Annotated in this window: 32 protein-coding genes; 20 read left to right on the top strand and 12 right to left on the bottom strand. The window is 30.2% G+C overall.

The window, feature by feature from the left end:
- Positions 1-72 precede the first annotated feature (72 nt).
- Genes aroQ through mnmA form a run of 11 tightly spaced genes read left to right on the top strand, consistent with a single transcriptional unit; the run spans position 73 to position 8874 of the window.
- Positions 73-555, top strand: a complete 483-nt coding sequence (aroQ, locus tag CAMP5082_RS02305) for a type II 3-dehydroquinate dehydratase (protein ID WP_039625266.1) — start codon at positions 73-75, stop codon at positions 553-555.
- Positions 552-1577, top strand: a complete 1026-nt coding sequence (locus CAMP5082_RS02300) for a M24 family metallopeptidase (protein WP_337205804.1) — start codon at positions 552-554, stop codon at positions 1575-1577. Before aroQ ends, CAMP5082_RS02300 begins: the two co-directional genes overlap by 4 nt.
- Position 1578: 1 nt before the next feature.
- A complete protein-coding gene (folK, locus tag CAMP5082_RS02295) occupies positions 1579-2052 on the top strand; it encodes a 2-amino-4-hydroxy-6-hydroxymethyldihydropteridine diphosphokinase (protein ID WP_039617423.1) in 474 nt (157 codons plus the stop codon).
- Positions 2053-2060: 8 nt separating this feature from the next.
- Entirely contained in the window at positions 2061-3443 is a 1383-nt protein-coding gene (flhF, locus tag CAMP5082_RS02290; protein WP_039617425.1) for a flagellar biosynthesis protein FlhF, read from the top strand.
- The gene (gene flhG, locus CAMP5082_RS02285) at positions 3436-4299 is read left to right on the top strand and encodes a flagella biosynthesis ATPase FlhG (RefSeq protein ID WP_337205803.1); all 864 of its coding nucleotides are present in this window, start codon (positions 3436-3438) and stop codon (positions 4297-4299) included. Before flhF ends, flhG begins: the two co-directional genes overlap by 8 nt.
- A 14-nt stretch (positions 4300-4313) precedes the next feature.
- A complete protein-coding gene (locus CAMP5082_RS02280; RefSeq protein ID WP_039617428.1) occupies positions 4314-4670 on the top strand; it encodes a hypothetical protein in 357 nt (118 codons plus the stop codon).
- Positions 4657-5343, top strand: a complete 687-nt coding sequence (locus tag CAMP5082_RS02275; RefSeq protein WP_039627867.1) for an RNA polymerase sigma factor FliA — start codon at positions 4657-4659, stop codon at positions 5341-5343. Before CAMP5082_RS02280 ends, CAMP5082_RS02275 begins: the two co-directional genes overlap by 14 nt.
- The gene (gene fliM / locus CAMP5082_RS02270; RefSeq protein ID WP_039667962.1) at positions 5343-6434 is read left to right on the top strand and encodes a flagellar motor switch protein FliM; all 1092 of its coding nucleotides are present in this window, start codon (positions 5343-5345) and stop codon (positions 6432-6434) included. Before CAMP5082_RS02275 ends, fliM begins: the two co-directional genes overlap by 1 nt.
- Positions 6424-7263 (top strand): flagellar motor switch protein FliY, encoded by an 840-nt coding sequence (gene fliY, locus CAMP5082_RS02265; RefSeq protein ID WP_039617433.1) that lies wholly within the window; start codon positions 6424-6426, stop codon positions 7261-7263. Before fliM ends, fliY begins: the two co-directional genes overlap by 11 nt.
- Positions 7260-7895, top strand: a complete 636-nt coding sequence (locus CAMP5082_RS02260) for a TIGR00730 family Rossman fold protein (RefSeq protein ID WP_263663584.1) — start codon at positions 7260-7262, stop codon at positions 7893-7895. The genes fliY and CAMP5082_RS02260 overlap by 4 nt, the downstream gene beginning before the upstream one ends.
- Entirely contained in the window at positions 7858-8874 is a 1017-nt protein-coding gene (mnmA, locus tag CAMP5082_RS02255; protein ID WP_337205802.1) for a tRNA 2-thiouridine(34) synthase MnmA, read from the top strand. The genes CAMP5082_RS02260 and mnmA overlap by 38 nt, the downstream gene beginning before the upstream one ends.
- Before the next feature lie 32 nt (positions 8875-8906).
- Here mnmA and CAMP5082_RS02250 read toward each other — a convergent pair whose 3' ends face one another.
- Positions 8907-9158: a helix-turn-helix domain-containing protein gene (locus CAMP5082_RS02250; protein ID WP_039640720.1), complete on the bottom strand. Its 252-nt coding sequence runs from the start codon at positions 9156-9158 to the stop codon at positions 8907-8909.
- Positions 9159-9248: 90 nt separating this feature from the next.
- Here CAMP5082_RS02250 and bamE point away from each other — a divergent pair, with 90 nt between their 5' ends.
- The 5 genes from bamE to CAMP5082_RS02225 are packed head-to-tail and all read left to right on the top strand — an operon-like array spanning position 9249 to position 11264.
- Complete coding sequence (gene bamE, locus CAMP5082_RS02245; protein WP_337205801.1) at positions 9249-9638, top strand: outer membrane protein assembly factor BamE domain-containing protein; 390 nt, start codon at positions 9249-9251, stop codon at positions 9636-9638.
- 9 nt (positions 9639-9647) lie between these two features.
- On the top strand, positions 9648-10181 hold the full coding sequence (locus tag CAMP5082_RS02240) for a hypothetical protein (RefSeq protein WP_263663587.1): 534 nt from the start codon (positions 9648-9650) through the stop codon (positions 10179-10181).
- On the top strand, positions 10178-10600 hold the full coding sequence (locus CAMP5082_RS02235) for a hypothetical protein (protein WP_039640727.1): 423 nt from the start codon (positions 10178-10180) through the stop codon (positions 10598-10600). The genes CAMP5082_RS02240 and CAMP5082_RS02235 overlap by 4 nt, the downstream gene beginning before the upstream one ends.
- A gap of 12 nt (positions 10601-10612) precedes the next feature.
- The gene (locus tag CAMP5082_RS02230; protein WP_337205800.1) at positions 10613-11005 is read left to right on the top strand and encodes a hypothetical protein; all 393 of its coding nucleotides are present in this window, start codon (positions 10613-10615) and stop codon (positions 11003-11005) included.
- Positions 11006-11027: 22 nt separating this feature from the next.
- The gene (locus CAMP5082_RS02225) at positions 11028-11264 is read left to right on the top strand and encodes a hypothetical protein (protein ID WP_337205799.1); all 237 of its coding nucleotides are present in this window, start codon (positions 11028-11030) and stop codon (positions 11262-11264) included.
- Positions 11265-11287: 23 nt separating this feature from the next.
- On the opposite strand, the gene CAMP5082_RS02220 is transcribed toward CAMP5082_RS02225, so the two are convergent.
- From CAMP5082_RS02220 to CAMP5082_RS02205, 4 genes are read right to left on the bottom strand one after another with little or no spacing between them, the layout of a single operon-like run.
- Positions 11288-11779: a phosphatidylglycerophosphatase A family protein gene (locus CAMP5082_RS02220; RefSeq protein WP_039617442.1), complete on the bottom strand. Its 492-nt coding sequence runs from the start codon at positions 11777-11779 to the stop codon at positions 11288-11290.
- 2 nt (positions 11780-11781) lie between these two features.
- Complete coding sequence (locus CAMP5082_RS02215) at positions 11782-12942, bottom strand: sulfate adenylyltransferase (RefSeq protein WP_337205798.1); 1161 nt, start codon at positions 12940-12942, stop codon at positions 11782-11784.
- Positions 12920-13795 carry a response regulator transcription factor gene (locus CAMP5082_RS02210; protein WP_039667971.1) on the bottom strand — a complete coding sequence of 292 codons (876 nt, stop codon included), beginning with the start codon at positions 13793-13795 and terminating at the stop codon, positions 12920-12922. The genes CAMP5082_RS02215 and CAMP5082_RS02210 overlap by 23 nt, the downstream gene beginning before the upstream one ends.
- Complete coding sequence (locus tag CAMP5082_RS02205) at positions 13792-14907, bottom strand: bifunctional 2-C-methyl-D-erythritol 4-phosphate cytidylyltransferase/2-C-methyl-D-erythritol 2,4-cyclodiphosphate synthase (RefSeq protein ID WP_337205797.1); 1116 nt, start codon at positions 14905-14907, stop codon at positions 13792-13794. Before CAMP5082_RS02205 ends, CAMP5082_RS02210 begins: the two co-directional genes overlap by 4 nt.
- A gap of 107 nt (positions 14908-15014) precedes the next feature.
- On the opposite strand from CAMP5082_RS02205, the gene CAMP5082_RS02200 reads away from it, so the two are divergent.
- A complete protein-coding gene (locus CAMP5082_RS02200) occupies positions 15015-16118 on the top strand; it encodes an Mrp/NBP35 family ATP-binding protein (protein WP_039627878.1) in 1104 nt (367 codons plus the stop codon).
- Between the two features lie 9 nt (positions 16119-16127).
- Positions 16128-17291 carry a tetrahydrodipicolinate N-succinyltransferase N-terminal domain-containing protein gene (locus tag CAMP5082_RS02195; protein WP_337205796.1) on the top strand — a complete coding sequence of 388 codons (1164 nt, stop codon included), beginning with the start codon at positions 16128-16130 and terminating at the stop codon, positions 17289-17291.
- Positions 17292-17301: 10 nt separating this feature from the next.
- Here the strand turns inward: CAMP5082_RS02195 and CAMP5082_RS02190 are convergent, their stop codons facing one another.
- The 4 genes from CAMP5082_RS02190 to galU all read right to left on the bottom strand — a co-directional run bounded on the left by CAMP5082_RS02190 (position 17302) and on the right by galU (position 20815).
- Positions 17302-18069 carry an alpha/beta fold hydrolase gene (locus CAMP5082_RS02190; RefSeq protein ID WP_337205795.1) on the bottom strand — a complete coding sequence of 256 codons (768 nt, stop codon included), beginning with the start codon at positions 18067-18069 and terminating at the stop codon, positions 17302-17304.
- Between the two features lie 124 nt (positions 18070-18193).
- Positions 18194-18643 (bottom strand): Dps family protein, encoded by a 450-nt coding sequence (locus CAMP5082_RS02185; RefSeq protein WP_337205794.1) that lies wholly within the window; start codon positions 18641-18643, stop codon positions 18194-18196.
- 128 nt (positions 18644-18771) lie between these two features.
- A complete protein-coding gene (locus tag CAMP5082_RS02180) occupies positions 18772-19995 on the bottom strand; it encodes a glucose-6-phosphate isomerase (RefSeq protein WP_337205834.1) in 1224 nt (407 codons plus the stop codon).
- Positions 19985-20815, bottom strand: a complete 831-nt coding sequence (galU, locus tag CAMP5082_RS02175) for a UTP--glucose-1-phosphate uridylyltransferase GalU (protein WP_039667975.1) — start codon at positions 20813-20815, stop codon at positions 19985-19987. Before galU ends, CAMP5082_RS02180 begins: the two co-directional genes overlap by 11 nt.
- A 74-nt stretch (positions 20816-20889) precedes the next feature.
- Here galU and CAMP5082_RS02170 point away from each other — a divergent pair, with 74 nt between their 5' ends.
- Positions 20890-21471: an IMPACT family protein gene (locus CAMP5082_RS02170; protein WP_337205793.1), complete on the top strand. Its 582-nt coding sequence runs from the start codon at positions 20890-20892 to the stop codon at positions 21469-21471.
- A 19-nt stretch (positions 21472-21490) separates the two neighbouring features.
- On the opposite strand, the gene CAMP5082_RS02165 is transcribed toward CAMP5082_RS02170, so the two are convergent.
- The 3 genes from CAMP5082_RS02165 to CAMP5082_RS02155 are packed head-to-tail and all read right to left on the bottom strand — an operon-like array spanning position 21491 to position 23777.
- Positions 21491-21823 carry a hypothetical protein gene (locus CAMP5082_RS02165; protein WP_337205792.1) on the bottom strand — a complete coding sequence of 111 codons (333 nt, stop codon included), beginning with the start codon at positions 21821-21823 and terminating at the stop codon, positions 21491-21493.
- A gap of 50 nt (positions 21824-21873) precedes the next feature.
- Entirely contained in the window at positions 21874-22206 is a 333-nt protein-coding gene (locus CAMP5082_RS02160; protein ID WP_039617462.1) for a hypothetical protein, read from the bottom strand.
- Positions 22203-23777: an ABC-F family ATP-binding cassette domain-containing protein gene (locus CAMP5082_RS02155; RefSeq protein ID WP_047207957.1), complete on the bottom strand. Its 1575-nt coding sequence runs from the start codon at positions 23775-23777 to the stop codon at positions 22203-22205. Before CAMP5082_RS02155 ends, CAMP5082_RS02160 begins: the two co-directional genes overlap by 4 nt.
- 53 nt (positions 23778-23830) lie before the next feature.
- On the opposite strand from CAMP5082_RS02155, the gene CAMP5082_RS02150 reads away from it, so the two are divergent.
- Positions 23831-24835 carry a diguanylate cyclase domain-containing protein gene (locus CAMP5082_RS02150; protein ID WP_047207958.1) on the top strand — a complete coding sequence of 335 codons (1005 nt, stop codon included), beginning with the start codon at positions 23831-23833 and terminating at the stop codon, positions 24833-24835.

The raw sequence follows: 24835 nt of genomic DNA, 5'->3' as shown, positions 1-24835 counted from the left end.
AGGGAAATTGTAGCTAAAATTTAGCTTTAAAATGCTATAATATAGTAAATTTTACTAAATAAAGGTTAGATTATGAAAGTTATGGTGATACAAGGACCAAACATCAATATGCTTGGTGTGAGAGAAACTCATATTTATGGCAATATGAAAATGGAAGATATCCATGAGCAAATGAAGCAAGCTGCAAAACAAGCTAATGTAGAGATTGAGTTTTTTCAAAGTAATTTTGAAGGTGAGTTAGTTGATAAAATTCAAGAATGCTTAGGCAGTGTAGATGGAGTGATTATCAATGCAGCTGCTTACGCACACACTTCTATAGCAATCCGCGATGCGATCGCAGCGATTAATATGCCTGTAATTGAAGTGCATATTAGTAATACTTATAGAAGAGAAGAATTTAGACAAAAAAGTATGATAGCACCAGTTTGTGCAGGTAGCGTGGTAGGTTTTGGTCCTTTTGGTTATCATATGGCTTTAATGGGACTTTTCCAAATTTTTGATCAAATCAATGCATATAAAGCAGCTCAAGCAAAAGCACAACAAGCAAATCAATGAATTTTATCTTAAAAAACGAAAATGCACTTTTTTATGAGTGTGGCTATTCTTGCGATAATGCTTTGTTTTTAAAACTTGAAGATGAAGCTTTTTTCATCACTGATGCAAGATATAGCTTTGAAGCTAGCGAAATGATAAAAAATGCTAAGGTAGTTTTAGCACAAGATCTTTTTGCTAGTGCTAGAGAGCTTTTAGAAAAAGCAGAAATTGATAAAATATGTTTTGACCCAAAAGACTTTAGCTATTTTGAATTTAAAGAACTTAGTAAAAGTGCAAATATCGTTTTTGAAGAAAAATTAGACTTGAGTAAAAACAAACGCATTATAAAAAATGCCAAGGAATTGCAACTTCTGCAAAAGGCTGTAAATTTTGGTAAAGAATGTTTTGAAGAATTTGCTAATTTTATCAGCCAAGAAGGTTATGGAAAAAGTGAAAAAGAATTACATTTTAAAGCATGTGAAATTTTTCAAAAAAAAGGCGCTTTAGGACTTTCTTTTTCACCTATTGTAGCTATTAATGAAAATGCGGCTAAAGCACACGCTTTACCTAGTGATAAATGTTTAGAATATGGAGATTTGTTATTAGTTGATGCGGGTGTGGTTTATCAAAGGTATTGTTCTGATCGTACAAGAACGGCTTGTTTTGATGAGAGTGGTATAGTATTTGATAAAAATAAGCCAAATTTTAAAGATAAAGAAATTATGCAAATTTATGAAGTGGTCAAGCAAGCTCAGCTTCAAGCTATAGAAAGAGCACGCGTTGGTATGATGGCAAGTGAGCTTGATTTTATCGCAAGAGAAGTGATTAAAAATGCAGGTTTTGAAAAAGAATTTATTCACAGCTTAGGGCATGGAGTGGGGCTTGATATACATGAGTTACCAAACATTAGTCCAAGAAGTGATTATGAGTTAAAAGAGGGTATGGTATTTACCATTGAACCTGGAATTTATATCAAAGATAAACTTGGTATTAGAATAGAAGACATGGTCTATCTTGATAAAGAAAAGGCAGTGGTGTTATAATTTGCTGATTAAAGGAGCTAGAAGGTTAGAAAAAATTCGTTTTTTTCCTTTTTATTCAAAGGCAGATAAAAAAGGAAAATACATAGCCATTATAGGACTTGGAAGCAATATAGAAGATGAAAAAAAACGCTTTCGGAGTTTATTTAGGCTTTTAATGCAAGATAAACGCTTGCAAGTATTGCAAACATCGCCATTTTTGATTAATAAAGCTTTTGGCTTTGAAGAGCAAAAAGACTTTACTAATGCAGTGATGGTTGTAAGCACAAGTTTGCACGCAAGAGCACTTTTAAAAGTTTTGTTTTTTTATGAGTTTAAATTCAAAAGAAAAAGAACTTTTAAAAATGCTCCTAGAACGCTTGATTTGGATTTGTTGTATTTTTCAAAAAAAGCGCGTAAAGATGAGTATTGCACAGTGCCTCATGTGGGGGTAAATGACAGAATTAGCGTAACTTTGCCTTTGGGCTTGTTAAGATAAGGAAAAATATGGGACAATTGATTCATACTTTTACAGTTGAAAGCACAGATGAGATTATACCTAAGGTTAAGCAAGATTATGGCGATAAGGCTTTGATAGTAACTAATAAGCAAATTCGTCCAAAAACTATCAATCAAAAACCTTTATATGAGGTTATAGTAGCGATTGAAGAAGCTGATTATGAAGAGCATTTAAAACAAAATAATTTACCTATGCCACCAAAGAAAAAACCAAACACAGCAAGTTTTCCTGAGGCTAAAATTCAAGCTCCAAAATTTGAAGATGAAAAAAAAGAAGAAGATGTAGTGCTTGATTTTTCTTCAAAAGCTAAGCAAAAACCTATTAATCCTTATTTAAATACAAGCAAAAAAGATGATAATTTTTTAAATTTAAAAAACAAACTTTCTCAAGTTAGTTCAGAAATTAGCAAGGTTTCAAACTATCAAGATTTTTCTATGCCAAATCCAAATTATGATAAAAAAATTGAAGCCTTTGAAAAGCAAATGAATAAGCTTAATGATAAAATGAATTTGCTTGTGGATATGATGTGGGATGATAAGGCAGATTTACGCAAAGAATTAGCTATACCACCTGAGTTTGCAAGTATTTATAAGCAAGCTAAGGCAAGTGGCATGCAAGAAGCGCATTTAGAAGCGATTATGAAAGCGACTATTGAAAATATGCCAAGCACTATGAAAGCAAATCAAGAAGCAGTGCAAAGATATTTTTACTCACTTTTGCGTAATATGCTTCCATGTCGTTTAGAAAGTGAAATTAAAAAGCAAAAAATCATGATGTTAGTAGGTCCAACAGGAGTGGGTAAAACTACTACTTTAGCTAAACTTGCTTTTCGCTATGCTTATGGAGATAGACGCTATAAAACCGGTATTATAACTCTTGATACTTATAGAATAGGTGCAGTAGAGCAACTTTTCCAATATGCTAAGATGATGAAGCTTCCTATTATTGATAGTATAGAGCCAAATGACTTAGATGATGCGATTAGAAGTTTAAATACTTGTGAGGTTATTTTAGTAGATACAACCGGAAATTCACAGTATGATAAAGCAAAACTTGAAAAAACAAAAGAATTTTTATCGCATTCTAATGCGCAAATTGATGTAAATTTGGTACTTTCAGCAAATACAAAATATGAAGATTTATTAGAAACTTATAATAATTTTTCATTTTTAAATATAGACACTTTAATCATTACCAAATTTGATGAAACAAAAGTATTTGGAAATGTATTTTCTTTACTTTATGAAACTAGCACTCCGATGAGCTTTTTTTCCATAGGTCAAGAAGTGCCTGATGATATAGAAGTGGCTAATAGTGACTTTTTAGTGCGTTGTGTGTTAGAAGGTTTTAGAAGGGATGAAAATGAGTAATCAAGCAGAAAAATTAAAAGATCTAGTGAAAAATGAAAACTCAAATGTAAAACATACTCATTTTATCGCAGTTACTAGCGGTAAAGGTGGGGTTGGAAAAAGTACTTTTAGCGCAAATTTGGGCAACATCCTAGCTAAAAATGGTTATAAAGTAGGGCTTTTTGATGCAGATATAGGGCTTGCAAATTTAGATGTGATTTTAAATGTGCGTGTGGAAAAAAACCTTTTACATGTTTTAAAAGGTGAATGCTCGCTAGAAGATATTTTAATAGAGGTAAAGCCAAATTTATGGCTTATCCCAGGTGAAAGTGGCGATGAAATTTTAAAATATAATGATAAAAACATTTATGAGAGATTTTTAAATCAAACAAGTATTTTAGATGATTTAGACTTTTTAATCATTGATACAGGAGCAGGTATAGGTGGTAATATAGGAAATTTCTTAGAAATGTCTGATGAGGTTATTGTCATCACTGTGCCTGATCCTGCTGCGATTACCGATGCTTATGCTACTATAAAAACTACTTCAAAAACTAAAGAGAATTTATTAATGGTGTTTAATGTTGTTAAAAACGAAAATGAGGCTTTAAGAATTTTTGATAATATTAAAAAAGTAGCAGATATTAACATTAAGCATAGTTTAAATTTAGAATTTTTAGGATTTTTAGGTCAAAGTAAAGATATTAGTTCTAGTATTAAAAAAAGAACTTTATTTAGTGATGATAACACTAATGCAAGTGATGAGCTAAAAACCATAGCTTCTAAGCTTTTATATAGGTTGGAACAAAAAGTGCTTAATAATGTGGGAGATAAAAGCATTATGAGTTTTTTCAAAAAGCTTTTGGATCGTTTTTAGATTGAGGGAAAAAGATGAGACCAGAGAATTTTGTTGCTTTTTTTACTGTTTGTGGTTTTTTTATAGGATTAATGTTTACCATAGTTAATATAGAAGATGCAGTAGAGATAGTTGTATATACTTGTTTGATTACTTTTGTATTTTATGTGTTAATCCATATAGTAATTATGATCTTTGTAGATGTTAATAAAATTAGCGGTAGAAGCTTTAATAAAGAAAAATATGAAAATGAAAACAATAGTTTTATAGCAGAATTAGCCGCAAGAGAAAAGAAAATGGATTACTTGCTTGAAAAACTTCAAGAAGAGCGCGAAGACCTTAAAAAGCTTGAAAGCTCTTCAAAAAGAAAAGTAAAACATGCAGCCGCATAATGCCTATGCTTCTACGCTAAAAAAAGAACAAGATGATTTAGTCATCTCTTATATGCCAGCATTAAGAGCTATGGCTTTTAGGCTTAAAGAGCGTTTGCCTGCAAGTATTGATGTAAATGATTTAATCAGTATTGGTGTAGAGGAAATGATCAAACTCTCACGCCGTTATGATAAAGAACAAAATGATAATTTCTGGGGCTTTGCAAGAAAAAGAGTAAATGGAGCTATGCTTGATTATCTAAGAAGTCTTGATGTAATGAGTAGAAGCAATAGAAAAATTATCAAAGATATTGATGCTATCATAGATGAGTTTTATCAAGAAAATGAAAAAGAGCCTGATGATGAGTATTTAGCACAAAGACTAAATTTAGAAGTAGAAAAGGTAAAAGAAGCAAGAGCGGCTCATGCTATATCGCTTGTTATGCCTTTGGATGAACAGCTAAATTGCTTTAATGATAGTAATATTATAGAACAAATAGAAAAAGAAGAATTAATAGAAAAAATCAATGCAGTTTTGGAAGAATTCAAAGAAAGAGAGAAGCTTGTAATACAGCTTTATTATTATGAAGAATTAAATTTAAAAGAAATCGCAGAGATTTTAGAGATTAGCGAGTCAAGAATTTCACAAATTCATAAGCGTTTGCTTAAGAAGATTCGAGAAAGGCTAGTTTAATGGCTGAGATACTTTCCCAAGAAGAAATTGATGCTCTTTTAGAAGTTGTTGATGATGATAGTGATGAAAGTGCAGCTTCTTCGAAATTAGAAGAGCTAGAAGATAAAAGAGATATAGTAGTATATGATTTTAAGCGTCCAAACAGGGTTTCTAAAGAACAACTTCGTTCTATTAAAGGGATTCATGATAAATTAGCAAGAAATCTTGCTTCGCAAATTTCATCTATGATGAGAAGTATAGTTGAGATTAAACTTCACTCGGTGGATCAAATGACTTATGGTGAGTTTTTAATGTCTTTGCCTTCGCCAACAAGCTTTAACGTTTTTTCAATTAAACCTTTAGATGGAAACTGCGTTTTAGAGATTAATCCAAGCATTGCTTTTCCTATGATAGATAGACTTTTAGGTGGTCAAGGAGAGAGTTTTGATACCTTAAGAGAGCTTACAGAAATCGAGCTTAATTTGCTTGATTCTATTTTGCGTATTATTATGCAAAGACTTAAAGAAAGCTGGATGAATGTTACTGAAATTTATCCAAGTGTTGAAGCAAAAGAATCAAGCCCAAATGTTGTGCAAATTGTTTCTCAAAATGAAATTGTTATCATGGTGGTAATGGAGATTATCATCGGAAATTCAAGTGGTATGGTAAATATTTGCTATCCGGTTGTGCATTTGGAAAGTATTTTGAGTCGTTTGGCAAATCGTGATATTATGATGGGTGAAACTTCGGCTAAAAAATCAAGAAATAAAGAACTTAAAACCTTGATCGGTCGTGCTGAGGTAATTTATGAAGCTATGCTTGGTAAAACTTTTATCAATGTAAATGAATTTTTAGATTTAAAACAAGGAGATATTTTAAAGCTTGATAGAAGTGCAGATGATAAAGCTATAGTGGCTATTGATAAAAAAGAAGTATTTTTAGCTCAAGTGGGGCTTCATAGATTTAGAAAGTCAATTAAAATCTTAGAACTTATCAAAACTGATAAAGATGAGATTAAAGAAATGCTTGAAAAATATGAAGATGAAAGAAGAGCAAAAGCAAATTCGTATGATGATAATGAAGAACTAGAAGAGGAAGACGATGATCAATGATTTTTTAGGCATATTCGTCAATGAATGTGTAAGTACAATAGAAGGTTTAACAGGAAAAAGTGCTGAATTTAGTGAGTATTATGAGTATGATGTAAATTCTCAAGATTCTATGACTCCACCATTAGTTAGCGCTACTTTTAGTGTTAATAATGAAATGAAAATCAAAATCCTAGCCAGTGCAGTTTTAATGAGTGCAATTGGTGAGTGGATGATGGGAGAAGAAGAAATCTCCAAAAACAGTGAGCTAAATGAAGATGAAATGGATGCAGCCAAAGAAGCTATACAAAATATCATCTCAGCATTTTCTACAACCTTAGGCGCGCAAAAAGAAATTCCAAAAATGGAGTTTAGTCTAGAAAATTGTGAATTTGTTGCAGATAGCTTAGAACTTGGTGGTTTTCATAAGCTATATTTATACAATGTAAAAATAGCTGATTTAGAAGAAAAAATTTCTTTGGTTTTTGATGAAAAAATTTATAAGATTTTAACCAAAACTGACTTAGAAGAAATCGTAGCAACAAATGAAGATCATACGCAAGATCATAAGGCCTTAGCTAATGTAGAAGAGCTAAGAAATATCGGTTTGATCATGGATGTACGCTTACCTATAAGAGTGCGTATAGGTAGTAAAAAAATGCTTTTAAAAGATGTTTTAACCATGGATATAGGTTCGGTTATCGAGCTTGATCAATTAGCAAACGATCCTTTAGAGATTTTAATAGGTGATAAAAAAATCGCTTATGGGGAAGTAGTTATCGTAGATGGAAACTTTGGAGTGCAAATTACTGAGATAGGCTCTAAAAAAGAAAGATTAGAACAACTAAGATGAAAGAATGTATTATTGAGGACGTTGCTCATCTTAAAGAATTAGAAAAAATTCAAAAAGGCATAACTTTTTTTGGTTCTGCACGCTTAAAAGAAGATAATGAGTATTGTATTTTGGCTTCAAAATTAGCCCAAAAGTTAGCAGATCTTGGTTATAGTATCATCAGTGGTGGTGGCGGTGGTATTATGCAAGCTGCAAATTATGGGGCTATGCAAAGTCAAACTTTACACTTAAAATCTTTTGGATTTAATATACATTTACCATTTGAGCAAAAAGCAAATGACTTTTTAGAGTATAATATCACTTTTAAGAGCTTAGCCATTCGCAAAATGGCTCTTATTCAAAAGAGTCTAGCTTTTGTGATTTTCCCAGGCGGCTTTGGAACATTAGATGAATTTTTTGAAATTCTTACTCTTAAACAACTTAGTTTTAAAAAAGATGTTCCTATTATTTTAGTTGGGCAAAAATTTTGGCAACCTCTTGATGAATTTATCAAAACTTCTTTACTAGGACTTGGAACTATATCTAAAAATGATGAGTTAAAGTATAGTATAAGTGATGATTTGGATGAAATTATAAGAATGATAAAGGAAAAAGATGAAAATTCTTGTTGCAATGAGTGGGGGTGTAGATAGTACTGTAACTGCTTATAAGTTAAAACAAGCAGGACATGAGATTATAGGTTGTTATATGAAGCTTCATGGAAAAGCTAATTATCATGAAGAAAATATACAAAAAGTTGAAAAAGTTGCTAAATTTTTAGACATTAAATATCATATTTTAGACTTACAAGAAGATTTTAAAAATCAAGTTTATATGCCTTTTGTTAATACCTACAAAGAAGGAAAGACGCCAAATCCTTGTGCTTTGTGTAATCGCTTTATCAAGCTCGGCAAGCTTTTAGAATTTGCTAAGAGTTTGGGTTGTGAAAAATTAGCCACAGGTCATTATGCAAGGATAGAAAATGGTTTGATTAAAACTGCAGTTGATGAGAGTAAGGATCAAAGCTATTTTCTAGCAAATGCAGAGAAAGAGGCTTTGGGATATTTGATTTTTCCTCTTGGAGAGATGAAAAAAGAAGATGTGAAAAAATTTGCTTCAACCATTGATGTTTTAAAATCTTTTGCAACACAAAAGGAAAGTTCTGAGATTTGTTTTGTGGAAGATACTTATGTGCAAGTTTTAGATCAGTTTATGGATACTAAAATTCCAGGTATTGTAAGAGATAGTAGTGGAAAAGAAGTAGGAAAACATGAAGGTTATATGCACTATACTATAGGTAAAAGAAGAGGTTTTGAGGTACGCGGGGCTCATGAGCCACATTTTGTATTAAAAATTGATCCTAAAAAAAATGAAATCATAGTAGGTAAAAAAGAAGAACTTAAGATAAGTGAATTTAACCTTGATAATATTAATTTATTTATCGATGCTAAAGAGTTAGATTGTGAAGTAAAAATACGCTATAGATCAAGATCAACCCCATGTAAAGTTTTGATTAATGAAGATAAGAGTGCAAAAATCATCTTACAAGAACCTGTTTATGGGCTTGCTAGCGGACAAATGGCGGTATTTTACGATAAAGATTTAGTGCTTGCAAGTGGATTTATAAAATAATGCTAAAGGTTTTTCCTTTGGCATTGTAGTATTTATTCTAATAAATCTTTTAATGGAATTTCTAAACTTTTAGAAATTTTATATAAGTGCTCTAAGTTAAAATGTTTACCATATCGATTACACTCACAATTTGAATAAAATGCAACGGATTTTATACCTATATCTAAGGCTAACTCAAGCTGAGAAATTCCTTTTTTTTCTCTAAAATTTCTTATATTTGATGATACTTTTTTATAAAAATTTAAAATTTCTTCTTCGCTAGAATTGCTAAAGTCCTCTTCCATTTTTTATCCTATAGGATTAATATGAAATTAAACTTTACAAAGATATAATTTTTTTAAATATATCCTATAGGATAAATTAAAGGAGATTTAATGCATAAAGTTTCATTTCTTTTTGTTATTGCTTTATCATTCACTGCATGTAATAAAACTTTATATAATCCGCAAGTAGATGAAAAAATAACAGTAGCAAAAGCTCAAAAAGATATAAAAATTGGTATGAGCTCATCTGAAATCATAGAAATAATGGGATCTCCAAATATTATATCAACTGATGAGCAAAGAAGAGAAGTCTGGGTATATGATAAGATTAGTACCCAAAGAGCTTATCAAAATTCATCTGGCGGTATAAGTATTATTTTGGCTGGAGTTGCTGGAAATAGTGGTAGTAACGTTAGTACGCAACGAACTTTAACTGTTATTATAAAATTTGATAATAACCAAAAAGTTAGAGATGTGGCATACCGCACTTCAAGTTTTTAAGGTATAAATATGAAGTTTATAATACCTATTTTTTTACTTATTTTTAGCGGTTGTGCAACAACCAGTGTTAAAGAGATGATGAAGATTGAAACATCTACAGCACAAGAAAGGCAATTGCAGACTAAAAGTTTTAATACTGTTGATACAAGTAAAATTTTATCATCTAGTATTGCAACATTGCAAGATCTTGGATTTAATATAGATGAAATTAATAGAGATTTTGGAATAGTAAGTGCATCTAAAACAAGAGATGCTAGAGAAGTTTCTACTCAAGCTGGGATTGTTGTCTTGGCGCTTTTATCTCCGGGTGCAGCTATGGCTGCTTCAAAACAGTCAGATCATACGCAAGAAATTAAGGCAAGCGTAGTTATCTCTACAAATAATAAAATCAAAAAGACTTTTGTAAGGTTTACAATGCAAAGAATTGTGAGAAATCAAGAGGGCTCTGTTAATGAAGTTGGAAGTATAAGAGAACCAGAAATTTACCAACAATTTTATGAAAAATTATCGAAATCAGTGTTTTTGGAGGCAAATGAACTATGAAAAAAATATTATTATTTATAATGGCTTTGTATTTTGTTGGGTGTGGTACGAATTCTAGACAAATGGTTATTGAAAATACTCAGCAGCTTCAAGTTAGAACATATCAAACAAAAGAATATGATTATCCTAAAAAAATTGTTGCAAAAGCTGGTGTTTCTGCATTACAAGATCTTGGTTTTGTAATTGATAAAGCGGATTTACAAACAGGAGCAGTTACTGCAACGAAATTATCAAAAGGTGCAACAATGCGTATAACATTGGTTGTAAGAGAAAAAGGAGATAAAAAATCAACTATTAGAGCTAATGCTCAATATGGATCTAATATGCAAGTTCCAACTCTGGTAGAAGATCCAGAAATTTATCATTCGTTTTTTCAAGTGCTAGATAAGGCAATATTCTTTGAAAAAGAGAATATATAACAAGGAAATATAATGAGAATAGTAATTTTTATGTTATTTTTATCTATAATGTATGCAGATAATTGCAATAATGAGCAAAATAATTATGTAGTAGCTATATTAGAATATAAAATTACTATGCAAAATTTAGATCAACAAGAGCAAATTGACTTAGACAGAGTGCATAATAATATTCTTAGAAATAATATAAAGTCTCCAATGGATTTAATGCAAGAAAGACTATCTGATAGTTATAATGCTTTCGAATATAGAAATAAAATATTAGAGGAAGATAATCGTGTTATAAGAGATATAATAAATATGCAAGATGAGGTTAGAAATTTTTACAATAGACAAAGGTTAATAGCTCTTGAAAAATTAAATTTATCAAAGTTTAAACTACAAAGATGTAAAAATAAAAAATAAATTATAACAGTTTGGAATTGTTATGGAGATCTTCTTTGTTTTTACTTATCATATGGATTTTATTTACGAGATTGACTTATTTTCTTTTATTTATAATGATTTTATTCAAAGTGCTAATTATAAATCAGGTGGAAACTTATCAAAACTTGATTCTTTGTTTGGTGTAATTGCTTCTGCACTTATAAAATTAATCTTTTGCATAGTTGTAGTTGTAATTATTTTGAGCTATATTTTAGAAAAACTACATAGCAAATCTTAAAAACATAGAACAATAAATATAAATTAAAATATCTCCATAATACTTATATCAAACCATAAAAGATCAAATTTAAGTAAAATTCCATAAATCACAGCACTAAATAATCCTGCGAAAATTCCTGCTAAAACATCATCTAGCATTACACCCAAACCGCCTTTGGTTTTTTTGTCAATTTTACCTATGATAGAAGGTTTTGTGATATCAAAAAATCTAAATAAAACAAAAGAAAGTAAAAAAGTAAAAACACTTTGCCCGCAAATTGCCAAAGCTAAGAACACTCCTACAACTTCATCTATTACAATATGCTTATCATCATGTTTACCTGTTTGTTTTTCGTATTGATCGATGATTTTTATAGAGATTAAAAAAAGCAAAATTGCAAGTAAGATCAAAGTTCCTATACCCAAATACCTTAAAATAAAAAAAGCAGGGATTAGCGCTGCTATTGTACCAAAAGTTCCTGGAGCTTTATTAACACTACCTGAATAAAAAAAAGTTAAAAATAATTTTTGCATGATTACACCATATATGACATTTGATGGAGTTTTATAAGTTGCTCATAAAATTCTTTATCGCCTCTATATTCTAAAATACCGTGCGTAGGGAAAAGATTGCTATAGATATTTTGTTTATTATGGAAACGATTTGGAAAAAGCTCTGATAAAATCAAAGCAGAAATTTCTCTTCTTATAAAAACTGCTGGTGGAATGATACCAAGTCTGAGTAAATTTTTTAAAGAATCGCCATGATATTTCATATGGTGATGAGCTCCATGTGGACATGATTTGGTGCTTACTATCATTTTACACTCATCACAAAATACAAATTCAGGAAGTATAGTTACTTCTATATTATAATCTTTTGCAAAATCATCAAGCACAGTAAAAGCTCTGTTTTGATTAAAATACATTCCAAGCCCTGCGTGATTTTGTCCTACAAAAAGTTTATTACAATCAAAACTTTTAGCCAAAGCACACTCAAGCACCGGATTTAAATGCGAGGCAAAAATTTTGATATTATGTAAAGGTATGAGTAAAACTCTAGAGGCTGGTAAATAATTTTGCGCAAAAACATCAAAGCAACGCTTTTTAAGTTTTAGATTTAAACCATTACTTTCGTAAGATTCTATAAGGAAAATAATTACTAGATCAGATTGCTCTATAGCCCATCTTAAAATTCTCTCATGCGCTCTATGAAAAGGATCAAAGCTTGAAACAATAGCAGTGATATTAGAAGGGTTTAATCTTTTTTTGATTTTTTCAAAATCTTCTTTTATAGCCTTGATACGATTGTGATAAATTTCAAATTCACCACTAATGCAAATTTCTCCAAAATCATCAATCAAGCATGTATTAGGTGTAAAAATATCATTAATGTTTTTATCGTTTTTAAATTTACTTTCTAAGATGATGTGGCCTACTATTTGATCATTACATACAAAATCTATTTTGTCTTTAACTTTGGCATTTTCTATGATTTTTTTGTTTTCATTATGTGGAGCAAAAGTTAAGGCATAGGGAAATTTATATCCGTTTATTGCTTCATTTTTTAAAAATTCATCTCTTTCTTGTTCGTTCATCAATTTTGTAAAAGAACCAAAAATTCCTTCTTTAATGAAACATAAAACTTCGTATTCTTCTTCTGAGATTATAATGCTATTTTTTCTTTGTAATGCCATATTTTTTCCTTTTTTCCCATAAAGATTTTCTTGAAATTCCTAATTTTTTGGATAAATCCGTATCAGGAAAGATATTTTGATAACTAATGATAATATGCTTAACATAATCATCAATGGTTAAAATTCCATTACTTTCAAAACTTTTTTCATCTTCACCTAGCTCTAAAATTTGAAAATTGCTATGCTCAATATTCGTACTTGTATGTATAATAACAGCCTTTTTTAAAGCAAGGTTTAACACCTTTTCTTTTTCTAAAGGCTTTAGGGTTTGAAAATTAACCAAATAATACAAAGAATTGTCTTTGAAAATTTTATCTAAATTTTGCTGGTGTGAAAGATCTATATAAACATTTGCGATGTTGTGTTCGTTAGTATAATTAAATACAAAATGATCAGCAAAAATTTGATTATTAGTTTTTAAAATCAAAGGTAATTTGAATTTTTTATAATCAAAAGTTGGTAGTTTTGCTGTTTCAAATTTATGTTTTAAATATGCTTGATAGGTGCTATTTAGCATGGTGATTTTTTTAAATTCTTGAAAATGCTTAATCTTGCGCATTAATTCTTCTATCATGAAAGGTTTTTGTATGTAATCACTAGCACCAGATTTTAAAGGAGCTAAAACAGTATCCGAACTTATGTAAGATATGAGTAAAATAATGATTTTATGCTTAAAAATTTCTATAATATGTTCAAAATTAGCCATACTAGTAGAAAGCAAAATGATTTCATAATCATGATGAGTCAGCTCATTAACATTTGCGATAATATCACAATCATAACCTATAGAATTAAGCTTTGATCCTATGCTTTGGGCTAAATAAAATTCATTTTCTACTATTAAAACTTTCATAATTTCATCCAATCAAAATATTTTAAATTTACACTTGCTAAAACAGCAATCCCTTCTTTCCTTCCTACAAAACCTAGATGTTCTGTAGTGGTAGCTTTGATATTGATTTTATTTGGTGTGGTTTTTAATGTTTTAGCGATATTAAAAGCAATAGCTTCTTTAAAATCTTTCATTTTAGGTGTTTGGGCTATGATGGTAATATCAGCATTTACAAGCTCAAAACCATAATTTTGCACCAAAGTATAAGCATTTTGCAATAAAAACATAGAATCGGCGTTTTTGTACTGCATATCATTATCTGGGAAAAGTTCGCCAATATCTCCAAGCCCTGCTGCACCCAAAAGCGCATCAATTAGCGCATGAGCTAATACATCTCCATCAGAATGAGCTTTTAAACCCATGTTTTCATGCACTTTTACTCCACCCAAAAGCAAGGCTCTTTGCTCTCCAAATTCATGTACATCAAAGCCATTTCCATTAAAAATATCCCAAGATGGTTTTGGTAAATTTAAGCTTTTTAAATCTTCTTTAAAGGTAATTTTTTTAGCTAACTCATCACCTTGTACATACCAAATTTTACCACCAATAGCTTGTATAGCTGTGCTATCATCAGTGAAATTTGAGCTTTGCTCTAAAGCTTTTTTTAGCATACTCGTGCGTGAAAGTTGAGGGGTTTGTATGAGTTTGATTTTATCTCTATCGATAGCTTCTTGAGCATAAATTGTAGTATCACTTACTTTTAAAACAGGTGTAATACAATCAGCTTTGTCATGATTTTCTATGATATTGTTAAAAAGGTTTTTAGGAATTAAAACCCTTGCAACATCACTAACTAAAACATATTCACTCTCAACCATATTTAAAGCATTGAGTAAAGATTGTGCTCTAGTTGTACCACCTTGGACAAATTTATATTCAGGGGCAAATTTTTTCATATAAGAAATATTACTAGAAGTAACAACTATTTGTTTAAAAGGATAAAAAGAACTTAAATTTTTAGTAGCATAAAGCCATAAAGGTTGTTCGCCTAGTCGTAAAAACTGCTTTTTTACTGGAGTATTAAATCTTGATGATTCTCCAGCAGATAGCATAATCAAGGAAATATCTAACATTTGTTACACCTTAATTTCTTATTAATGTTACGATATTATACACCATAAAAGCCAAAATTTATATTTATGTTAGTAGAATTAATCATTTTAAATAACAAGGAGAAAAATTGAAGGAAAAAATCGAAGAAAGACTAAAACAAGTTATATATCCAGGCTTTAAAAAAGATATAGTTAGTTTTGGTTTTGTAAAAAAAATTGAATCAAACGAAAATCAAGCTCATATAGTAGTTGAAATTGTTTCAGCTAATGCTCAAATCGCACAAGAGCTTAGACTAAACATCGCAAATGCTTTAAAAGATTTAAATTTAGAGCTTAATTTAGAAATCATTCAACCAAAAATTCCTGAAGAAAAAAGCAATTCAAGAAGTGGCAAAAATATCGCTCCACAAATTAAAAATTTCCTTATGATTTCAAGCGGTAAAGGTGGGGTAGGTAAAAGTACTACAACTTTAAATTTAGCGATTTCTTTAGCTAAAATGGGTAAAAGAGTAGGGCTTTTAGATGCGGATATTTATGGGCCAAATATACCAAGAATGCTAGGTGAGAGTAAAAGCAAACCTGAAATTGTAGGTCAAAAAATTCGTCCTATTTTATCTCATGGGGTTTATATGATGAGTATGGGTGTACTAATAGAAGAAGGTAAAGGTTTGATGTGGCGTGGTTCTATGATTATGAAAGCAATTGAGCAACTTTTGGCTGATGTGCTTTGGCCTGAACTTGATGTATTATTGCTTGATATGCCTCCAGGAACTGGTGATGCACAAATTACCCTAGCTCAAAGTGTGCCAGTGAGTGCAGGTGTGTGTGTAAGTACTCCTCAAGTAGTGTCTTTGGATGATAGTAAAAGAGCACTAGATATGTTTGAAAAATTACACATTCCTGTTGCAGGTATTATAGAAAATATGAGTGGCTTTTTATGTCCTGATAATGGCAAAGAATATGATATCTTTGGTAAAGGCACCACAGAAGAAATGGCAAAAGCTTATAAATGTGAAGTTTTAGCTCAAATTCCTATCGAAATGAGTGTAAGAGAAGGTGGAGATAGTGGTAAGCCTGTAAGTTTTTATATGCCTGAGAGTGTAAGTTCAAAAAGATATTTGCAAGCTGCTGAAAAAATCTGGGAATTTATAGAAAAGGTTAATCAAGAAGGTAAAGTAGATAATTCAGCTATTCAACCTGTAATGAATGGCAAAAGTGCGTGCTCGCAATAAGGAGAAAATATGCCAATAGAAAGTAAAGAAGAATTTTTAAATTTAATCAAGCAAATCGAACAAAGGATTAATTATAAAAAGCCTAAAGCTTTTGCTATAGCAAGGCTTGATCTAAGTCAAGTTGATCCTAGTAAAAAACTTCAAGCTAATTTTGGTGTGATTAATTTTGAGCAAAACTATGCTGCTGCAGCTGTTATGTTTGAAGCTTTTTTTAGAAGAGGGGTTGATGTTGATTTTAATGAAAGTGAGTTTGTGGCTACTTTGATTAAAGAAGATTTGGATTTTACGCTTGAATGTTTTGCGCCATTTTTGCAAGAGCAAGGTCATAAAAATATAGAAGCAATTAAAGCAGCCAAGGAAAATTTTAGAGAAAATGCTTTTTCTTTTGTTTGTATTTTTGAAGATGAAGCGCCAAAAAGTTTAGAAAGTGTATATTTAAAACTTTATTTGCTTTCCAATAAAAAAGTACCTTTAAGAAGTTTAAATTTAACAGGTGCTTTTGGGATTTTACCAAATGTTGCATGGAGCGATAATAAGCCTATTGATTTAGACTTTTTAAGAGAAAATGAGATTGATTTAAAAATGAGTGGAAGGTATCCAAGGATTGATTATGTAGATAAATTTCCAAGATTTTTAGCTCATGTTATTCCTGAGGATAATACTAGAATTTTAGAAAGTTCTAAAGTAAGAATGGGTGCGGTTTTAGCTGCAGGCACTACTATAATGCCAGGGGCTGCTTATGTGAATTTTAATGCAGGTACAACTGGAGCTTGTATGGTAGAAGGACGTATTAGTTCTTCAGCTGTTGTGGGCGAAGGTAGCGATGTAGGAGGCGGTGCTTCTATACTTGGTGTTTTAAGTGGTACAAGTGGTAATGCTATTAGCATTGGTAAAGCTTGTCTTTTGGGTGCAAATTCGGTTACGGGGATTCCTTTAGGAGATAATTGTATCGTTGATGCGGGTATTGCTGTTTTAGAAGGGACTAAATTTGCTTTAAAAAATAAAGAAGAACTTCAAAAAATCAATCCTGATTTTAAATTTGATAAAGATATATATAAAGGTTTAGAATTAGCAGGATTAAATGGCTTGCATTTTAGACAAGATTCTCAAAGTGGAGTGATGATAGCAGCTTTTAATAAAAAGGCTGTAAAACTTAATGAAGATTTACATTAATTCTTAGCCCTTATGGGTTAAGAATTTTAAATAATTCATGTAGCTTATAAATACACACACTAGGGTGATGTTTAATACTTCCTATGTGTAGTAAAATCTCTTTGCTATCTTTTTTATAAAGCTTTTGTACAAAATTAAAATTCCACCATTTGTAAGTTTTGAAATTTAAATTATGGGTGGTATTTATATGAAAATTTATACAAGAATGATTTTGAAAGTTTTGGTTTAAACCAGGTGCTTGAAAGGCATAGACTTCTTTTATCGCGCTAGGAAAGGTTCTTGCAAAAGTTTGAGCTAGATATCCTCCTAAAGAATGCCCTATGATGATGAGATTTTTATCAATGGTGTATTTTTGTTTGAGTTGATTATAAAAATACTGCATGGATTGAATTTGACCTTTTGGAGTTTTGTTAAGTAAAATCAAAAAACCACTATAAAGATCTTTAAAATCAAAACACAAAGGATTTAAATCACTCCCTGCAAAGGCTAAAATATAGTTTTTTCTTTTTTTATCATAAATAAAACTAGCTCTAAAACCCATTTTAGATTGAGGGTGTGCTTCATTGATGTGTTCAAGTATTTCATAATTTTTTACAAATTTTAAAGCTAAAAATGCATTGTTTAAACCACCTACGGGGATTTTTTCTTTTTTATAAAAAGGATTGGTTAAAGCTTTTATAATGGCTTTGTGTTTTTGCAAACCTTCTTTTTTCAAGCTTTGATTTAAATATACATTAGTACAATAAGCTACTAAACTATAATCATATAATTTTTGCAATAAATCGATATTTTTTTTTAAAATGAGTATGGAGTTTTAATAAGAGTAGTTTTTCTTGAGAGGTTAAATTTGTTTTTTGACTTAAAGCAATAAAGCTTTGCAAGTCAAAAAACATTATAAATTCTTACATAGAGCAAGTATTTTGGATAGTTGAATTAAGCATCCAAAGAACTTTTTCATACTTTGCAATATTTTCTTGAGCAAATGCTGCTGTTGTAGTATCGCTTGCTTTTTCAGCTTCTTCATTTAGCTTTTTAAATTCACCCAAAAGATATTTATAATCTTCTCTAATAAGCTCTAAAACTTCTACTGGAGTAAAGCAATCTTTTTGAGCTTTAGGTGCGTTTGCATTTTCTAGTAATGTTTTTGAGCAAACGATAGCTTTTTCTCCTAGCTGTAAAGCTCTCTCAGCGCAATCATCAAAAAGTTCTGCCATTTCTTCATAAGCTTTTTCTGTATATTCGTGAATTGAGAAAAATTGTAAACCTTTTACATTCCAGTGATAATTATGAAATTTAATCCATAAACTATGAGCATCCGCTTGTAATTGTAATAATTGTTTTGTTACTGACATGTTATCTCCTTTTTTATTTTTAAAATTATAACATAAAATTCTTAGATAATAATTATTATTATCTAATAAATTTTAATGTTAATAATTATTATATTTTCATTATACTCTTTTTTTACAATAAAGCAAATTTATTTACTTAATATATTTTTGAGTATTAATTTTCCCACCTCTACGCCAGGTTGATCATAAGTGTTAATTCCAAGCATAATGCCACATGCAGAAGTAAATAACTCATAATAATACATCAAATACCCACAGTGATAAGCATCTAATTTTTCAAGCTCTATGACATCAACACTTAAATTTTCAGCAATCAAAGCATGCATAGTTGCATCGCATTGTGCGTTTAAAAGATCATGTAAATTAACTTCATTAGTAAAATCACAATTTTGTAAATGATTAAAGCTTATATTTGGGATACTAGGAGATTTTTGACTATCTTTGATTTTTAAAAAAGTAACAGTTTTATCTTTGGGTCCATCCATGATAAGTTGTAAAAAGCTATGCTGATCTCTAGCGCCAATTAAAGCAATAGGAGTTAAACCTATGCGTTTAAAGCCTTGTTTTTTACCTAAGCTTTCGGCAATTAGTTGAATATACCATTCATTAAAGCCCTTAAAAGCATCTCCATAAGAAAAAAGCACATTAATATGTGCACTTTTATGCGTGCAATAATGATAAGCCTTTTGCAAAATTTGATCACATTTTTTCTCAAAAAAATCCACATAACAAGCTTTTGCACCTTCTAATAAGGCTTTAGTATCATAGCCACAAAAGCTCAAAGGAACAATACCAATGGCAGATAAAACACTAAATCTACCTCCAACATTTTTAGGTATAAAAAAGCATTTTATGTTTAATTCTTCTCCTAGTTTGTGAAGTTTTGATTCAAAATCAGTAATAAACACAAAGTTTTCGTGTAAATTTTCATTTTTAAAACCAAAATGAGCAATGATAAGTTTAAATAAAGAAATTACCTCTATAGTTGTACCTGATTTACTTGCTATGATGAAAAGTGTTTTTTGGGGATTTATTTTTTGCATAGTTTGGGTAAAAGTATGTGAGGAGGTATTATCTATAATGAAAAGTTTTTTTTCTTCTACTTGATCAAATAAAAGCTCTTTTAAAGCTTTAACCCCACAACTTGATCCACCCATACCTACTAAAACGATATTTTCTATATGAGTTTTAGTGGCGATAAATTCTTTACTTTCTTTGATTAAATCAAAGCTTGTATCTACTAAGTGATAATACCCTATATCGCCACTTTCTAACTCATCATTCATTCTATTTGCATAAGCAGTGATTTTTTTAAAATCTTGGGTTTTAAAAAATAAAGTATTATTTAGCATTTTTACTTTTCTCATAAAAATAATTTGTCGCTTCCACAAAGCCTTCTACGCTTCCACAATCAAATCTTTTTCCTTTAAATTTATAAGCTAAAACCATATTATTAGTTGCTTGTGAAAGTAAAGCATCGGTTAGTTGAATTTCTCCATTTTTACCTGCTTTAGTATTTTCTAAAATGCCAAAAATATCAGGTGTTAAAATGTATCTTCCTATGATAGCTAAGTTACTTGGAGCATCTTTTGGATCAGGTTTTTCTACCATAGAATTTACCATGATTAAATCCTCTTCCACAGCATTTCCAGCTATAACCCCATAGTTTGAAACTTGATCAGCTTCAACTTCCATTACGGCTATAACAGAGCAGCGGTATTTTTCATAAATTTTTACCATCTGAGCTAGGACATTTACTCCATCTTCATTTACACATAAATCATCTGCCAAAATTACCCCAAAAGCTTCATCTTGCACTAAAGGCTTTGCTTTTAAAACTGCATCTCCTAAGCCTTTCATTTCATTTTGTCTTGTAAAAGTAAAAGTGCAGCGATCTATGAGTGTTCTTATTTCACTTAAAAGATATTCTTTTTTAGTACCCGCAATTTGATGCTCAAGTTCATAAGAAATATCAAAATAATCCTCTAAAGCTCTTTTTCCACGCCCTGTAACAAAACCCATAGTTTCCATACCAGCTTCTAAAGCCTCATCTACACCATAATGAATTAAAGGCTTAGTTAGTATAGGTAGCATTTCTTTAGGTAGAGTTTTTGTAGCAGGTAAAAATCTAGTACCATAACCTGCTGCAGGAAAAATACAAGTTTGAAGCATAGTTTATCCTTAAATTTTTATAAGTTGTTTTGATTATAATTTTATTTAAATATTATAGCTAAATTAAGGAAAATATGAAAACCATTGATCAAATTTATCAAGCAAAAATAGAAATCAAAAAATCAACTTTTTTGTCTTTTTTATGTCCTTTTGAAGATTTTCAAACTTTAATGCAAAAGCTAAGAAATGAGCATTTAAAAGCCGTGCATTTTGTATATGCTTATAGGTACTTAAACGAATTTGATCAAATCATAGAAGATAAAAGCGATGATGGTGAGCCAAAAGGAACTTCTGCCATGCCTTGTTTGAATGTCTTAAGAGGGGCTTTGCTTGTTAATTGTGCGGTGATTGTGGTGCGTTATTTTGGAGGGATTAAACTTGGTGCAGGTGGTCTTGTAAGAGCTTATAGTGAAGCTACAAACGAAGCTATTTTAAACGCAACGCTTTTAGAATTTGAAGCTAAAAATATTTTAATTTTAAACATTCCTTTTCATCTTTATGCAAGATTTGAGCATTTTTTAAATAAAAATAACATTTCATATGAAAAAAAATTTCAAGAAAATGTTGAGTTGATTTTAAGCGTTAATGCAAAAGAAGAAGAGGAATTTAAAAAATTTGCAAAAGAGTTCGAATTTAGCGGCCTTGTTTGGAAGTAAGCGTTTGCTTACTTCATTTTTATAAAGAACTTAAAAGATCTTTTACCATATCTTTTTGTGGCTCTTGTTTTTCTTCTATATTAGCTTGCATAGAAGTTTCGTTTTGTCCTCTAAAACGATAATTATAAATATTTGACATATTTGAGCTAAAAATTCCTGTGCTAAATTGATCTTGACTCATAGCTTTTGAAAAAAGCTCATCAAGTTTTATGCTTTGCTCGTTTAAATTTTCACTATTGTTTTGACTAAGTAAAGACATAAAGTCTTCATTAGCTCCTTGAGTGCTTTTATAAGCACTACTTTGACCATATCCATACTCTTTAACCGATAAATTATCATGGTTAACTTGCATGTTTTCTCCTTTCAAAATATTACAAGGAAAAAACAAGCAAAAATCATTCCTTAATCACCATGAGTTGGGTAGTATTCAGCTTCTATTTCATTGTTTTTGATAAACTCTTCTCTAGCTTTATTGCAGCGCTCATCTCTTAGTTTTCTATAAGCATTTCTACTTTCTAATTCTTGAGAAGTTAAAGGGCGATCTTCTAAAAATGAAATGTGAAAATAAGTATCATCTTCTTTGCTGAATTTTTCATAAAATTCAACATAGTCAAAATAATCTTTTTCACTTTGAAAATCAATACTTTCTTCTACATAAATAGTTGGGCCAAAGCCTCTGTGATTTTGAGTAAAATGTCCAAAACCAGCTGCATATTTTATCTTAAACGAATTCATTCTAAACCTCCTAAAAATTCGTCATAACTTCCTTTAAAGTCTGTTAATTTTCCATCTTCTAAAAACCATATACGATTAGCAAAAGCGCTAATTAGCTCTCTATCGTGGCTTATGCATATCACACAACCTTTGAAATTATACAAAGCTTCACCTAATGCAATGATACTTTCAAGATCTAAATGATTATCCGGTTCATCTAAAAGCAAGAAATTTCCACGCTCTAACATTAATTTTGAAAGCATTAAGCGGTGTTTTTCGCCCCCACTTAAACTAGAAGCCATTTTTTCTTGATCGCTTCCGCTAAAGAGCATTCTACCAAGACATTTGCGAATTTCGTCTAAATCTTTGAATTTTTCACTCATTAGCCATTCATAAAGTTTCAAATCTTCATTAATTAAATTCGTTGTATCTTGTGAAAAATATCCCATTTCTATGGTAGCACCAAGGTGAATATGACCACTATCAGGTTCTAATTTTGATGCGATGATTTTAGCTAAAGTACTTTTTCCAACACCATTTGCGCCAATTAAGGCTATTTTATCACCTTTTTCTAATTTTAATTCTAAATTCTCAAATAAAGTTTTATCATAAGCTTTGCTAATACCTTTTAATTCTAAAACTTCATTTCCTATTTCTCTATTTGTTCTAAAAACTATGCTAGGATCACGCCTGCTTGAAGTTTTAATCTCTTCAAGTTCAAGTTTTTCTAAAGCTTTAGCCCTGCTTGTAGCTTGCTTAGCTTTTGAAGCATTAGCACTAAAACGGCGTATGAAATTTTCTAATTCTTCTCTTTCTTTTAAGGTTTTATCGCGTTTGAGTTCAGCTTGCTTAGCAAGTAAGGTTGAAGCCATGTACCAATCATCATAATTTCCAGCAAAATCGCGTATTTGTTTAAAATCCACATCTAAAATTCTTGTACAAACTTTATTTAGAAAATGTCTATCATGGCTAATTACTACTAAAGTTCCCTCATGTCTTAAAAGTTCATTTTCAAGCCAAGAAATAGCTTCTAAGTCAAGGTTATTTGTAGGCTCATCTAAAAATAATACATCAGCACCTAAAAATAATACTTGTGCTAATAAAACTTTAAATTTATCCGCACTTTGCAAAGTACTCATAAGAGCATTAAAATCTTTAATATTTAAAGAACTAAGAATTTTTTCACATCTAAGTTCACAATCATAGTTTGGATCTTCTTCTGCTGTTATGATTTCAAGCTCGCTTAATCTATCATTGATTTCATCGGTAAATTCTTCACTCATATAAAGTTTTTCTTTTTCTTTTAGTGCATCATATAATCTTTTATTTGCACACATTACCGCATCTTTGATAGTGTAGTTTTCAAAAGCAAATTGATCTTGTCCTAATACAGCGATTTTTAAATTTGGATCTATACAAATTTCTCCACTGCTTGATTCTATTTCGCCTGAGAGAATTTTTAAAAAGGTTGATTTTCCTGCGCCATTTGCGCCTATAAGTCCATATCTTTCACCACGGTTTAATTTTAAATTTACATCTTCAAATAAAAGTTGGTTTGCAAAACGCATAGTGAGATTTTTTACTTCTACCATTAATATCCTTAAAATATTTTTGCTATAATTTTAACAAAAAAAGGTTTATTATTTTGGATTTTTCGTATTTATTGTTAAAAACATTGCCTAGTATGACTTTGGTTTTTAATATCTTAGCTTTATTTTTAGCTTATTTTTTTAAGCAAAATAAGATTTTTTTCTTACTTTTATTAATTTTATGTGCTAGGGCTTTATCTTTAGTAGCAAGTGAATATCAAGCGCATTTGTTTATCTCGGTATTTTTACCTTTTTCTTTTGTGCTTTTTGTGTTTTTACAAGATAGCAAACTTGTGTTTGAAAGAATTAATCTCATTAAATTTGCATATTTAGCCTTCATGGGTTTTGTAGCGTTAATACTTAGCACAAGTACTAATTTTAATGCAAGCATTACAAGTGAGATTTTTGGCCTTTCAACACAATTTTTTAAGCCTATTAGTGAGTTAAGCTTTTGTGTGTTTTGGGTGGGAATGATATTTTTATTATTTTCTTATTTTAAAAATAATGATTTTCATTTTTTACTAGCTTATATGGGCTTGAGTGTGCAGTTTTTATTTTACAATAGTGTTGATTTGGGTTATTATGAATTTGCTTCTTTAGTGTTGATAGGATTTTTAGCATATAAAGCTTATAAAATAGCCTTTTTTGACACTTTAACCAATTTGCCAAATTTAAAAGCCTTAAGAAGATATGCACAAGGACTTGAAAATTTTCATTTAGCCTTGATTGAAGTAAAAAATATCAATGAAATTTATCATCAAAAAGGCTCAAAAATGGGCGAGTTTGTAATGTATGAGTTTGCTAGGATTTTAAAAAAAGCTTTACACGCTAGGGTTTTTAAAGATGATAAGGATTATTTTATCATTGTATTTGAAAATGAAAACATGGCCTTTGTGCAAAGTAAGCTTCAAATGCTTGAAAATTTTATGCAAAAATATAGTTTTGAATTGAAAGAGCAAAATGCAAAATTAGAAATTAAACTTTGTTTATCAAGCAAAAATGAAAACATAGAAGAAAGTTTAAAACAAGTAAAATTAGAACTTAGAAGACAAAAGGATTAA

Source organism: Campylobacter sp. LMG 17559, from assembly GCF_024723605.1.
GTDB lineage: Bacteria > Campylobacterota > Campylobacteria > Campylobacterales > Campylobacteraceae > Campylobacter_D.
Note: the sequence above shows the minus strand (reverse complement) of the source record. Positions and strands in the feature narration are given on the sequence as shown.